Here is a 12,390-nt window from a genome sequence, read left to right as displayed (position 1 = left end):
CGATGGTCTCTCGACGACGGCCCCGGGAAGAGCCGGAGGGCGGGTCTGGCCCCCCGGCCGATCCCGTGGCCGTCGCCCGCGAGATCGTGCTGCGGCAGCTCACCACCCGGGCGCGTAGCCGGGCCGAGTTGCAGAAGGCGCTTGATGCGCGCGGGGTGCCGGCCGAGGCGTCCGAGGAAGTGCTCGACCGGTTCGAGGAGCTTCGGCTGGTCGACGACGCCGCGTTCTCGCAGGCCTGGGCCGAGAACCGCCAGCGGTCGGGGCGCAGCACCCGTGTCATCCGACAGGAGCTGCGCACGAAGGGCGTCGACTCCGACACTGTTCTGGAGGCCATGGGCAGCCTGGACGAGGACGCCGACCTGCAATCGGCGCTCGCCTTCGCGCGCAAGCGGGTCTCGGCCCTGCGGAACGTGGAGCCCGCAGTGCGGTATCGGCGTCTCGCCGGGGCGCTCGCGCGTCGAGGCTTCCCGTCCGGCGTCGTAGCCCGCGTGCTCCGCGAGGTGCTGAACCCATCCGAGCCTGAGTGAGTTCGTACGGGGAAAACGCGGTCACCCGTGTGCACGACGAGAAACCAGGGCGACGGATCCCGAGCGCACCTAGTCGGGGCTCAGACGCCGCCGGGTGCTCGCGAGGTCCCGAGCGACTACGAGCCCGAGTGAGTCCGCACGGCGCCGGGTGTTGCCCGGGGGCGATTGTTTAGGTCCGATCACGTCCTACGATGGCCCCGACGCGACGAGGGGGCGACATGACGACAGACGCATTGCTGAGGCTGGGCGTCGTGCTCCTGATCGTCGTGGTCGTGCTCGTCGCGGCCGTCCTGGTCATCATGGCGCGCATGCCGAGGCTGTTGGTCCGGCTGCGGCGCCCTCCAGTCGAGCCGACCCAGCGTCCCGCCGAGCAGGTCAGCAAGAAGCAGACCGCGATGGAGAAGGCGAGCCTCGAGAAGGCGCGGGCCGAAGTCGAGGGGATCAAACTCGAAGCCGAGCGTCTTCGGATTCAAGCCCGTGAGGTCCTCGCGGTCCAGACCGATGCCCTGGGGCGGCAGCGAGAGGAGCTGGACCAGAAGGCGTCCGAACTTTCGACGCGGGAGGACGAGCTGAACCGGTCCCGGCGCGCGGCCGTCGAGCACGAGGCCAAGCTGGTTGGCCAACAGGATGAGGTGCTGCGCCGCCTCGAGACCCTGAGCAAGCGTGAACTCGACGTCGAGCGGCGAGCGCAGGACTTGGCCCGGACGGAGGCCACGGCGCGCGCGACGCTGGAGCAGTTGGCCGGGCTGACCGCCGAGGAGGCTCGGCAGGCCCTGATGGCCCGCGTCGAACACGAGGCCAAGCTGTCCGCCGCAGCCCTCGCGCGCGAGATCGAGACCGCCGCCGTCCGGGACGCCGAGGCCCGGGCACGCCGGACCATCGTGGAATCGATCCAGCGGCTTGCGTCGGAACAGACGTCGGAGTCGGTCGTGACCACCGTCCCGCTGCCGAGCGAGGACCTCAAGGGACGCATCATCGGCCGCGAGGGACGCAACATCCGCGCGTTCGAGCAGATCACCGGCGTGAACCTGATGATCGATGACACCCCCGAAGCCGTCCTACTCAGCTGCTTCGACCCGGTGCGGCGGGAGACGGCCAGGATCACGCTCGTCGAGCTGATCCGCGACGGCCGCATCCAGCCGGCGCGCATCGAGGAGGCGTACGAACGCAGCCTGGCCACCGTCGAGGAGCGCTGCCTGCGAGCGGGCCAGGAGGCGCTGGTCGAGATGAAGATCACCGACCTGGCGCCTGCGCTGGTGCCGATCGTGGGGGCGCTCCAGTACCGAACCTCGTACGGCCAGAACGTCCTCAAGCACCTCATCGAGTGCGGTCATCTCGCCGCCATGATGGCTGCTGAACTCGGGCTCGACGTCGACACCTGTCGGAGGGCCGCCTTCCTGCACGACATCGGCAAGGCCTTGACCCACGAGGCGGGGGGCTCCCACGCGATCGTCGGGGCGGAGTTGCTCCGCCGGCACGGGGAGCACGCCGACATCGCGCACGCCGTCGAGGCGCACCACAACGAGGTCGAGCCCCGCACCGTCGAAGCGGTCCTCACCCAGGCCGCGGACGCGATCTCCGGGTCGCGACCCGGGGCGCGTCGGGAGAGCCTCGAAGCCTACGTTCAGCGGCTGGAGCGGCTCGAGGAGATCGCGGGCGACAGGGACGGGGTCGACCGCGTGTTCGCCATGCAGGCCGGACGGGAGATCCGCGTCATGGTCAGCCCCGAAGCGGTCTCGGACGCCGACGCGCAGTTCCTCGCCCGCGACATCGCCAAGCAGGTGGAGGCGGAGCTCACCTACCCGGGCACGATCAAGATCACGGTCGTCCGGGAGTCCCGCGCCACCGAGCTCGCCCACTAGCCGACCGCTGGCAGCCAGATCGGGCCGAGCTGGCGTCCCGCTGGCCACCGAAAGAGCGGGACCACCCGATGAGCCCGCTCTCTGGACCCATGGAGTGCCGGTGCGCCTTGAATAGCCCTAGGCCAGCCGCAGCCACACGGCCGTGTCGGACGGCAGCAGCCCGCCATCGATCGGTGCACCGCTGCTCAGGATCGGCTCGGCGCCGGCGGGCAGAGCGACCGGCTCGGGCCCGAAGTTCACCCAGCAACCGAACCCCGGATCTCTGGTGAAGGCGAGGACCTCGGGTCCGGCGTCCACCCAGGTCATGCCACCGTCTCCCAACGCGGGGTTGCCAGCCCGCGCCTTCAGCGCCGCGCGATAGAAGCTCAGCGTCGAGGACGGGTCACCTTCCTGCGCGGCCGCGCTGAGGCGTCCGAAGAACTCCGGCTGCGGCAGCCAAGGCTGCTCGCCGCCGATGGGGCCGAAGCCGAAGGTGTCACCGGACGCCGTCCAGGGCAGCGGCACGCGGCACCCGTCGCGGCCGAGATTCTCGAAGTTGGTACCGAAGGCCCACGGGTCCTGCAGCGCCTCCCGCGGGATGGCCTCAGCCTCGGGGAGGCCCAGCTCCTCGCCCTGGTAGATGTAGGCGCCGCCCGGCAGGGCCAGCGACAGCAGCGCCGCGGCGCGGGCACGCCGCAGGCCCACCTCGAAGTCGGCCGGGAAGGGTAGGAAGTCGGAGAGGAATCGATCCTCGGGCTTCAACAGGTCCTGCGGACGCGCGTACCGCGACACCGGACGACACACGTCGTGGTTCCCCAGCACCCACGTGGGCGGCGCGCCGACGGACGCGTGGGCGTCCAGGGTTCGGTCGATGACGGTCCGCATGGGTCCGGGCAGCCACGGGGCCATCAGGAAGTTGAAGTTGAACGCCGTGTGCAACTCGTCTGGACGCAGGTAGGCGGCCAGCCGCGCGTCACGACCCACCCAGATCTCGCCGCAGAAGGCACGCGCGCCCTCATACGAGTCGGCCACCCGCCGCCAGGCCCGGAAAATCTCGTGCACGTCGGGACGATCCCAGTGCGGGTGGTCGACGCCGTCCGGGGTGTCGTCGGGCAGCGGGAAGCCCAGGCCGTCGAGGTCGGGCAGGGACGGGTCCTTCACGAGACCGTGCGCCACGTCGATGCGGAACCCGTCGACCCCGCGGTCGAACCAGAACCGCAGGGTCTCCTCGAACTCGGCGTGGATGTCGGGGTGCGACCAGTTGACGTCGGGCTGCTCCGGGGCGAACAGGCGCAGGTACCACTGCTCACCGCGACCGTCGGCGTCCGTCAGGCGCGTCCAGGCGGGGCCGCCGAACACGCTCATCCAGTCGTTCGGCGGTTCGGCGCCGTCCTCGCCGCGGCCGTCCCGGACAATGAACCGCTCGCGCTCCGGTGAGCCCGGGCCCGCCGCCACGGCGTCCTTGAACCAACGGTGCTGATCAGAGGTGTGGTTGGGGACGATGTCGATGATGACCCGGATGCCACGCGCATGCGCCTCGGCGATGAGCGCTTCGGCCTCGGCCATCGTCCCGAAGATGGGTTCGATGTCGCGGTAGTCGGACACGTCGTAGCCGGCGTCCTTCATGGGGGAGGGGTACCACGGGTTGATCCAGATGGCGTCCACCCCCAGCTCGGCCAGGTGGTCGAGGTGGGCGCGGATCCCGCCGATGTCGCCGACGCCGTCGCCGTTGCTGTCGGCGAAACTGCGCGGGTAGATCTGGTAGACGACGGCGTGGCGCCACCAGTTTGGGTCGGGTCGGACGGTGGACTCGGGCGCGGTGTGGGCCATGGCGATCCTTCGAACGGGAGTTAGGTGTCGAGGCAAAGCTCAACGACGACAGCTAGGATCCCCCTTCGTTATGACGAACGCCACGCGCAGCTACCAGGTGATCACCTACGGGTGCCAGATGAACGTCCACGACTCCGAGCGCATCTCGGGGCTGCTGGAGGACGCGGGCTACGTACGGGCTGCGGAGGACGCCCAGGCCGACGTCGTGGTCTTCAACACCTGCGCGGTCCGCGAGAACGCCGACAACCGGCTGTACGGCAACCTCGGCCATCTGCGTCCGGTCAAGAACGCGCACCCCGGGATGCAGATCGCGGTGGGTGGCTGCATGGCGCAGAAGGACAAGGACATCGTCACGTCGCGCGCCCCGTGGGTGGACGTCGTCTTCGGCACCCACAACATCGGCTCGTTGCCGATCCTGCTCGAGCGGGCCCGAGCGCTTGAAGCGTCCCAGGTCGAGATCGAAGAGGCGCTGACCCGGTTCCCGTCCACGCTGCCGACGCGCCGCGAGTCCGCCTACTCGGCCTGGGTGTCGATCAGCGTCGGCTGCAACAACACGTGCACTTTCTGCATCGTTCCCTCGCTGCGGGGCACCGAGCAGGACCGCCGCCCGGGCGACATCCTGGCCGAGATCGAGCACCTGGTGAGCGAGGGCGTCCAGGAGGTCACGCTGCTCGGCCAGAACGTCAACACCTACGGCGTCGAGTTCGGCGACCGGCTGGCCTTCGGCAAGCTGCTGCGGGCTTGCGGACGCATCGACGGGCTGGAGCGCGTCCGGTTCACCTCGCCCCATCCGGCAGCGTTCACCGACGACGTCATCGCCGCCATGGCCGAGACGCCGAACGTGATGCCCAGCCTGCACATGCCGCTGCAGTCCGGGTCGGACGCCGTCCTGCGCGCCATGAAGCGCAGCTACCGCTCCGAGAAGTTCCTCGGCATCATCGAGCGCGTCCGGGCCGCCATGCCGGACGCCGCCATCACGACCGACATCATCGTCGGCTTCCCGGGCGAGACCGAGGACGACTTCGAGCGGACGATGGACGTCGTCGCGGCGTCTCGGTTCGCCGCCGCCTTCACCTTCCAGTACTCGATCCGCCCCGGGACGCCCGCCGCCACGATGCCGAACCAGGTGCCCAAGGAGGTCGTGCAGGCGCGCTACGAGCGGCTGGTCGAGCTCGTCGGCGACATCTCGTGGGACGAGAACAAGAAGCTCGTCGGCCAGACCGTCGAGGTCATGTTCGCCGAGGGCGAGGGCCGCAAGGACGCCGCCACGCGCCGCGTCTCCGGACGCGCCCGCGACAACCGCCTCGTGCACGTCGCGGTGGCCGACGGCGAGGTGCCGCGTCCTGGTGACATCGCCGACGTCGAGATCACCTACGCGGCCCCGCACCACCTGAACGCGGACGCTGGCCTGACGAACCTGCGTCGGACCCAGGGCGGCGACGCCCACGAAGCCCGGTTGGCCGCCGCGCAGGAGCCGGCGGCGACGGCGTCCGTGGGGCTCGGTCTGCCGACGCGACGGTCCTAGCGGGCGCGCCGCCGAACGACGATCGTCGCGATGACGACGACGGCGACCGCGGCAATGACGGCGATCCCGAGTGGCGACGAAATAGCCGCCCCGAGCAGCGCCTCGAAGGCGGCGATCCCGATCGTGGAGTAGATCCAGGCCCAGGCGATGGCGCCGGGCAGCTGGGCGAGGGTGAAGCGCACCCACCCGACGCGGAGGAGTCCGGCGCTGGCCAGGATGATCGTCTGCAGGCCCACCGTGAGATAGCAGATCGTGATGAGCGGCAGGCCCCAGCGCCCGAGGAGGCGGCGGCCGACCGCGACGCGGGGGCCGTCCAGCCACGCGGCCACCCGAAGGCGCCAAGGCCGCGAGTTCTCCGTGACGCGCGTCGAGCCGTGGGCGACGAGGCGGGCCAGCCAGTAGGTGCCTTGGCCCCGGAGCATCGCGATCGCGAAGAGCCCCGCCAGCGCGATCCAGAACGCGGTGGGCTGGGTGGTGGTCGGCACCGGCATACCGTACCCGAGGACCGGTGACAGGGCAGAATGGCCCGGTGCCCCCCGTGCTCGCGCTCAACGGACCGACGGCGTCCGGCAAATCGACCCTCGCCGTCGACGTCGCCCTCGCGCTGATCGAACGCGGGCAGCCGGCAGAGATCGTCAACGCCGACTCGATGCTCGTCTATCGAGGCATGGACATCGGCACGGCCAAGCCCACGCTCGCCGAGCGCAGGGGCGTCCGGCATCACCTCGTCGACATCATCGACGTGACCGCGACGGCGACCGTGGCGGACTTCCAGCGGCTCGCGCGCGCCGCGATCGCCGACTGCCGGGAGCGCGGGGTCGTTCCGATCGTCGTGGGGGGGTCTGCGCTCTACGTGCGGGCGATCCTCGACAACTTCGAGTTCCCCGGAACGGACGCCGAGGTCCGGGCCCGCTGGGAGGCCGAGCTCGAGCGCGTCGGCCCCGAGGCGCTGCACGGACGCCTCGCAGCGTCGGCCCCGGACGTCGCGTCCGGCATTCTGCCCGGCAACGGCCGCCGCATCGTCAGGGCGCTCGAGGTGATCGAGCTGACCGGCGGCTTCACGTCCACGCTGCCGGAGTGGACCTACGCCGTGGAGGGGGTGCTGTCCTACGGCCTGGAGCTGCCGCGCGAGGTCATGGACGCCCGCATCGAGGCGCGCGTCCACGCGATGTGGGCGGACGGGCTGGTGGACGAGGTCAGGGCGCTGCTGCCGCTGGGCCTGCGGAACGGACGCACGGCGTCCAGGGCGCTGGGGTACCGGCAGGTGCTGGAGTTCCTGGACGGAAGCTGCACCGAACAGGAGGCTCAGGAGGCAACGATCCGCGGCACGCGTCGCTTTGCCCGCAAGCAGCTGGGCTGGTTCAGGCGCGACGCGCGGATCACCTGGCGTGCGGCCGGCACGCCGGGACTGGCCGCCGAGCTCGCGGACGCCGTCGCGGCTACTTGAGCCGCCGAAGCTGGGACTTCGCGAGCGCCTGCGCCTGGTCGATCTTGCGCGTATAGCGCCCCTTCGTCTGGGCGTCCACGAAGTCGCCGACCTGATCGACGAGGCCCGCCAGGTCGTCGGCGTGCTCGGCCGCGAAGCCGCGGAGCTTGACCAGGGCCGCCTTGACGTCGGGCCTCGACGACGTGGCCGCCCGCGAGCCGGCGCCGCCCGGCGGCTGCTGCCAGGTGGGCTCCTCGTCGAGGTTGAACGGGTCGGCGGCGTGCGCGGGGGCGTCCGGCTTGAGCGTCGACTTCACGCGCGTCGTCACCGCAGCCTGGGCGCGGTCGATGCGGTCGCTGTAGCGGCCCTTGGTGCGCGCGTCGACGAAGGCACCGAGCGAGTCGATCACGCCGACGATGTCGTCGGAGTGGTCCGTGGCGTAGGCGCGGAGCTTGGCGAGGGCGGCGCGGGCGTCGGCGGCTCCAGAGGCGCTCTTGTCGGTCATGGCCTCTATCGTGCCTGACCTGGCAAGGGGCGTCCGGAGACTGTCGGAGTGCTGTGGGAGAATCGCGCACATGCCTGTCCAGCTCGAGTTCGCCAAGGGTCACGGCACGATGAACGACTTCGTCGTGTTGTCAGATCCCGACGGCTCGTTCGATCCGAGCCCGGCGCAGGTGCGCTTCCTGTGCGACCGTCGAGCCGGAGTCGGGGCCGACGGGGTGCTGCGGGCCGTGCCCGCCCGGTTCATCGAGGGCTGGGCCGGCAAGCCGGAGCTGTGGTTCATGGACTACCGCAACGCCGACGGTTCGCTGGCCGAGATGTGCGGCAACGGCGTCCGGGTCTTCCTCGTCTTCCTGAAGGCGGCCGGGCTGGTGCCGGCCGACGTCGAATCGGTCACCATCGGCACGCGCGCCGGCGTCCGGATCGGCACGTACCTGCCGGCCGGCGGGGTGCGCGTCTGGATGGGCCGCCCCGCGGTCGAGGAGCCCGCGGTCGAGGTGAGCGTCGGCTCGCACACGTGGCGCGCCCGGGCGGTGGACGTGGGCAACCCGCACGCCGTGAGCGTCGTGGACGCCGACCGCCTGCGCTCGCTGGACCTGACGCGCATGCCCGCCTGGTCACCGTCGGACGCCTTCGCGAACGGCGTGAACCTCGAGTTCATCACGCCGGTCGGCGCGAACGAGCTGCGCATGCGGGTGTTCGAGCGCGGGGTGGGCGAGACCTTCTCGTGCGGCACGGGGACGGTCGCGGCGGCGTCCGCCTTCGCCGCTGATCACGGCGAAACCGAGGCCGAATACGTGGTGCACGTGCCCGGCGGAAGCGTCCGGGTGGAGCTGGCCGGCGGTGACGCGTACCTCAGCGGGCCCGCCGAGATCGTCTACCACGGCACGATCGTCGTGCCTGAGGAGGAGCATCGTGGCTGAGCGCGTGGAGTACACGGACGCCGCCGATCCGGAGGCGTACGACGGCGACCAGAGCGAGCTGGCCGAGCGCCTCGCGCTGCGCCGGGTCGCCGGCATGTCGACGCAGCTGACCGACATCTCCGAGGTCGAGTACCGCGACCTGCAACTGGAGCGGGTCGTGCTCGTCGGAGTGTGGATGTCGGGCTCGGCTGCGGACGCCGAGAACTCGATGGCCGAACTCCGACTGCTCGCCGAGACCGCCGGAGCCGAGGTCCTGGACGCGCTCGTCCAGCGCCGATCGCATCCGGACGCCGCGACCTTCGTCGGTCGCGGCAAAGTGGACGAGGTGCGCGAGGTCGTCATCGCGACGGCCGCCGACACCGTGATCGCGGACGGCGAACTCGACCCCGCGCAGCTCCGCAACCTGGAAGACCGCCTGCAGGTCAAGGTCATCGACCGCACCGGGCTGATCCTGGACATCTTCGCCCAGCACGCGAAGTCGGTCGAAGGCAAGGCCCAGGTCGAGCTCGCGCAGCTGCAGTACCTTCGCCAGCGCCTCCGCGGCTGGGGTGGCAACCTGTCGCGCCAGGCGGGCGGTCGCGCGGCCGGCGGCGCCGGGATCGGCGGCCGCGGCCCCGGTGAGACGAAGATCGAGACCGATCGTCGCCGCATCAAGACCCGCATCGCCATCCTGCGCCGCAAGCTGCGTGACATGGACGCCGTGCGCGCGACGACGCGCGCCGAGCGCCGACGCAACGCGGTGCCGTCCGTCGCGATCGTGGGCTACACCAACGCGGGCAAGTCGTCGCTGCTGAACCGGCTGACCGGCGCGGGCGTGCTCGTGCAGGACGCGCTGTTCGCGACCCTCGACCCGACGACGCGCCGCACCGCGACCGGCGACGGACGCGTCTACACCCTCACCGACACCGTCGGTTTCGTCCGGAACCTGCCGCACGACCTGGTGGAGGCGTTCCGGTCGACGCTGGAGGAGTCCGTCGAGGCCGACCTGCTCCTGCACGTGGTCGATGCCTCGGACGCCGACCCCGCCGGCCAGATCCGAGCCGTGCGGACGGTCCTGGCCGAGATCGGGGCGTCCGGGGTGGCCGAGCAGCTGGTCTTCAACAAGGTCGACCTCGCCGACGCCGACCGGATCACCGAACTGCGCACCCTGGACGCGGGAGCGATCTTCGTCTCGGCGCGCACCGGGGAGGGCATCGAGGAACTCCTGGCCCGGGTCGAGGAGCGGCTGCCGCGGCTGCAGATCGAGATCCGCGCCCTGGTGCCGTACGCCCGCGGCGACCTGATCGACCGCATCCACAAGGCCGGCGAGCTGATCTCCACCGAGCACACCGGAGACGGCACCCTCGTCGTCGCCCGCGTCGCGCCGGCCCTTGCCGACGAGCTGTCGCCGTTCGTGCAGGACGCCTCGTGACGACCGAGCCGGTCCTGTTCCCGCTGTGGCACCTGGCGCTGGCGTCCGACTGGGAGGACGCCTTGGCGTCCGGCTCGTACGAGATCAGCACCCGGGGACGGTCGCTGGCCGAGGAGGGCTTCATCCACTGCTCCTACCCGCATCAGCTCGCCGGCGTGGCCAGGGCCTTCTATGCCGACGTCGACGAGCCGTTGCTGGTCTTGGAACTCAACCGCGAGGCGCTCGCGGCCCGCGGCGTCCGGGTGCACGTCGAGGAGGTGCCCGCCTCGAACGGGCAGCGGTTCCCGCACGTCTACGGGCCGATCGCGGTGGACGCCGTCCTCACCGTCCGGCCGGCGACCTTCGACGAGGGCGGCGGTCTGGTCCTGGGGACGCCGGGTGTCGTCGAGTAGCTCCGAGATCCTGGCCGCGGCCGTCGCCGCGATCGGCGGCGCGCCCCGCGAGGGCCAAGAACAGATGGCGGACGCCGTCGCAGCGGTCATCGAGCACGGCGGCAATGTCTTGGTGCAGGCGGGCACCGGCACCGGGAAATCGTTGGGCTATCTGGCCCCGGCGCTGAACTACTTGAGTGAGCACCCGTCCGAGCGGGTCGTCATCGCGACGGCCACGCTGGCGCTCCAGGCTCAGCTGGCGGGCTCGGACATTCCTGCGGCCGTCGACGCGGCGGCCTCGGTGACCGGGCGGACGGTGAGCCACGCCGTGTTGAAGGGGCGCTCGAACTACGCCTGCCTGCTGAAGGTCCGCAACGGAGCCGGCCACGAGGACCAGTCGACGCTGCTGGGCGCCGCGGACCTGGCGGACACGCTGCGCAAGGGCGCCGCCGACGCCACCTCGGTGCTCGGCGCCGAGGTGGTGGCCCTGCGGGAGTGGGCCGAGGACGAGGCGTCCGACGGTGGCCTGGCCGATCGCGACGGGGCGCCGACGCACACCCCGGCGGCGTGGTCGCAGGTGTCGGTGCCCGTTCGCGAGTGCCTGGGCGCCACGAACTGCCCGTACGGGGGTGAGTGCTTCGTCGAGAAGTCGCGGGAGATCGCTCGCGGTTCCCAGCTGATCGTGACCAACCACGCGCTCCTGGCCATCGATGCGATGCACGGCGGCACCGCGCTGCCCGAGCACTCGCGGCTGATCATCGACGAGGCGCACGAACTCGTCGCGCGCGTGACGGGGGCGGCGTCCATGGAGCTCTCCCCGCAGCAGGTCGAGCGGGTCGCCAAGCGCTGCCTCACCTGGCTGGACGACGACCTCGGCCTGGAGTTCCTCAACGTCGCCGACGATCTCGGGGCGGCACTGCTGGACGCCCCGCTGGGCCGCATCGAGGACCCGGATGCCGAGGTGATCGCCGTGCTCTCCCTCGTCGCGGACGTGTCCCGCCGGGTGGTCTCCGCCCTCCCGAGCGACGACCCGGACGCCAAGCAGGCGTCGGCGGCGGCCAAGGAGGTGCACGACGCGGCGTCCGCGATGGCGACGCTGAAGCCGACCGACGTGGTCTACGTCAGCGAGCGGGAGCGGTTCGGACGCTGGCTCGTCCTGGCCCCGCTCGACGTCGCCGGCCTGCTGCGGGAGCGGGTCCTGAGCCGGACGCCGACCGTCCTGACCTCGGCCACCCTCAAGCTCGGGGGCGACTTCGAAGCGGTCGCGTCCAGCGTGGGGCTGCGCCGCGACGAGCGCGATGCCGAACTGGACGCCGACGGCGACGGCCTGACCTGGACCGCTCTGGACGTGGGCTCGCCGTTTGACTACGCGCGTCAGGGCATCCTCTACATCGCCGATCAGCTGCCTACACCGGGGCGCGACGGCATCGGCCCCGAGGTCCTGGCCGAGGTTGCCGAGCTGCTGTGGGCCGCGGATGGGCGCGTCCTGGGGCTGTTCGCGTCCCAGCGCAACGCCGAGGCCGCCGCTCGCCACTGTCGGGCGGAGCTGCCGGGACGCACGATCCTGTGCCAAGGCGACGCCCAGCTTCCCGAGCTGACGAGGCGATTCGTGAACGAGCCCGAGACGGCGCTGTTCGGCACGCTGTCGTTGTGGCAGGGCGTCGACATCCCGGGCGACACCTGCTTGTTGGTGATCATCGACAAGATCCCGTTCCCGCGTCCGGACGAGCCGCTCATGCAGGCCCGCCAGCAGGCGGTGGCGCAGGCCGGCGGCAACGGATTCATGGCGGTCGCGGCCACGCACGCGGCGCTCCTGCTGGCCCAAGGCTCCGGACGCCTCATCCGGCGGCTGAGCGACAGGGGAGTGGTGGCCGTCCTCGATCCACGGCTCAAGCGCGCGCGGTACGGGAGCTTCCTGAGGGCATCCATGCCGGGCTTCTGGCAAACCACCGATCGCGAGATCGCGGTGTCGGCGCTGCGCCGTCTGGCGTCCAGCGCGAAGGACGCGGACGCCTGACGACTCGCTAGCTACGGT

The 12,390-nt window shown here is 71.3% G+C and carries 11 protein-coding genes; 8 read left to right on the top strand and 3 right to left on the bottom strand.

What is annotated here, in order from left to right; all coding sequences use genetic code 11:
- Positions 1 to 65 precede the first annotated feature (65 nt).
- Together FN821_RS03575 and rny are read left to right on the top strand one after the other, a co-directional pair.
- Entirely contained in the window at positions 66 to 527 is a 462-nt protein-coding gene (locus FN821_RS03575; RefSeq protein ID WP_165489226.1) for a regulatory protein RecX, read from the top strand.
- A 218-nt stretch (positions 528 to 745) separates the two neighbouring features.
- Positions 746 to 2,389, top strand: coding sequence for a ribonuclease Y (rny, locus tag FN821_RS03570; protein WP_131171163.1), 1,644 nt, complete (start codon positions 746 to 748; stop codon positions 2,387 to 2,389).
- A gap of 117 nt (positions 2,390 to 2,506) precedes the next feature.
- Here rny and FN821_RS03565 read toward each other — a convergent pair whose 3' ends face one another.
- A complete protein-coding gene (locus FN821_RS03565) occupies positions 2,507 to 4,198 on the bottom strand; it encodes a glycoside hydrolase family 13 protein (RefSeq protein WP_131171162.1) in 1,692 nt (563 codons plus the stop codon).
- Positions 4,199 to 4,268: 70 nt separating this feature from the next.
- Between FN821_RS03565 and miaB the strand changes: the two genes are divergently transcribed.
- Positions 4,269 to 5,723, top strand: coding sequence for a tRNA (N6-isopentenyl adenosine(37)-C2)-methylthiotransferase MiaB (miaB, locus tag FN821_RS03560; RefSeq protein ID WP_131171161.1), 1,455 nt, complete (start codon positions 4,269 to 4,271; stop codon positions 5,721 to 5,723).
- Here the strand turns inward: miaB and FN821_RS03555 are convergent.
- Positions 5,720 to 6,208 (bottom strand): SNARE-associated domain-containing protein, encoded by a 489-nt coding sequence (locus FN821_RS03555; RefSeq protein ID WP_131171160.1) that lies wholly within the window; start codon positions 6,206 to 6,208, stop codon positions 5,720 to 5,722. The genes miaB and FN821_RS03555 overlap by 4 nt on opposite strands.
- A gap of 44 nt (positions 6,209 to 6,252) precedes the next feature.
- On the opposite strand from FN821_RS03555, the gene miaA reads away from it, so the two are divergent.
- A complete protein-coding gene (gene miaA / locus FN821_RS03550) occupies positions 6,253 to 7,170 on the top strand; it encodes a tRNA (adenosine(37)-N6)-dimethylallyltransferase MiaA (protein ID WP_241660075.1) in 918 nt (305 codons plus the stop codon).
- Here the strand turns inward: miaA and FN821_RS14155 are convergent.
- Entirely contained in the window at positions 7,163 to 7,654 is a 492-nt protein-coding gene (locus FN821_RS14155) for an antitoxin (RefSeq protein WP_165489225.1), read from the bottom strand. The two genes, miaA and FN821_RS14155, sit on opposite strands and share 8 nt — an antisense overlap.
- 70 nt (positions 7,655 to 7,724) lie before the next feature.
- Between FN821_RS14155 and dapF the strand changes: the two genes are divergently transcribed.
- The 4 genes from dapF to FN821_RS03525 are packed head-to-tail and all read left to right on the top strand — an operon-like array spanning position 7,725 to position 12,372.
- The gene (gene dapF / locus FN821_RS03540) at positions 7,725 to 8,573 is read left to right on the top strand and encodes a diaminopimelate epimerase (protein WP_131171158.1); all 849 of its coding nucleotides are present in this window, start codon (positions 7,725 to 7,727) and stop codon (positions 8,571 to 8,573) included.
- A complete protein-coding gene (gene hflX / locus FN821_RS03535; RefSeq protein ID WP_241660074.1) occupies positions 8,566 to 9,984 on the top strand; it encodes a GTPase HflX in 1,419 nt (472 codons plus the stop codon). The genes dapF and hflX overlap by 8 nt, the downstream gene beginning before the upstream one ends.
- Positions 9,981 to 10,376, top strand: a complete 396-nt coding sequence (locus tag FN821_RS03530) for a DUF952 domain-containing protein (protein WP_131171157.1) — start codon at positions 9,981 to 9,983, stop codon at positions 10,374 to 10,376. The genes hflX and FN821_RS03530 overlap by 4 nt, the downstream gene beginning before the upstream one ends.
- Positions 10,363 to 12,372 carry an ATP-dependent DNA helicase gene (locus FN821_RS03525; protein WP_421958036.1) on the top strand — a complete coding sequence of 670 codons (2,010 nt, stop codon included), beginning with the start codon at positions 10,363 to 10,365 and terminating at the stop codon, positions 12,370 to 12,372. Before FN821_RS03530 ends, FN821_RS03525 begins: the two co-directional genes overlap by 14 nt.
- The last annotated feature ends 18 nt before the right edge of the window (positions 12,373 to 12,390 follow it).

It is taken from the genome of Propioniciclava tarda (assembly GCF_900182665.1).
Lineage (GTDB): Bacteria > Actinomycetota > Actinomycetes > Propionibacteriales > Propionibacteriaceae > Propioniciclava > Propioniciclava tarda.
Note: the sequence above shows the minus strand (reverse complement) of the source record. Positions and strands in the feature narration are given on the sequence as shown.

Coding starts and splice junctions, on each gene's coding strand:
- FN821_RS03565 (WP_131171162.1), bottom strand. CDS start 4,198: ATGGCCCACACCGCGCCCGAGTCCACCGTCCGACCCGACCCAAACTGG.
- FN821_RS14155 (WP_165489225.1), bottom strand. CDS start 7,654: ATGACCGACAAGAGCGCCTCTGGAGCCGCCGACGCCCGCGCCGCCCTC.
- dapF (WP_131171158.1), top strand. CDS start 7,725: ATGCCTGTCCAGCTCGAGTTCGCCAAGGGTCACGGCACGATGAACGAC.
- miaB (WP_131171161.1), top strand. CDS start 4,269: ATGACGAACGCCACGCGCAGCTACCAGGTGATCACCTACGGGTGCCAG.
- rny (WP_131171163.1), top strand. CDS start 746: ATGACGACAGACGCATTGCTGAGGCTGGGCGTCGTGCTCCTGATCGTC.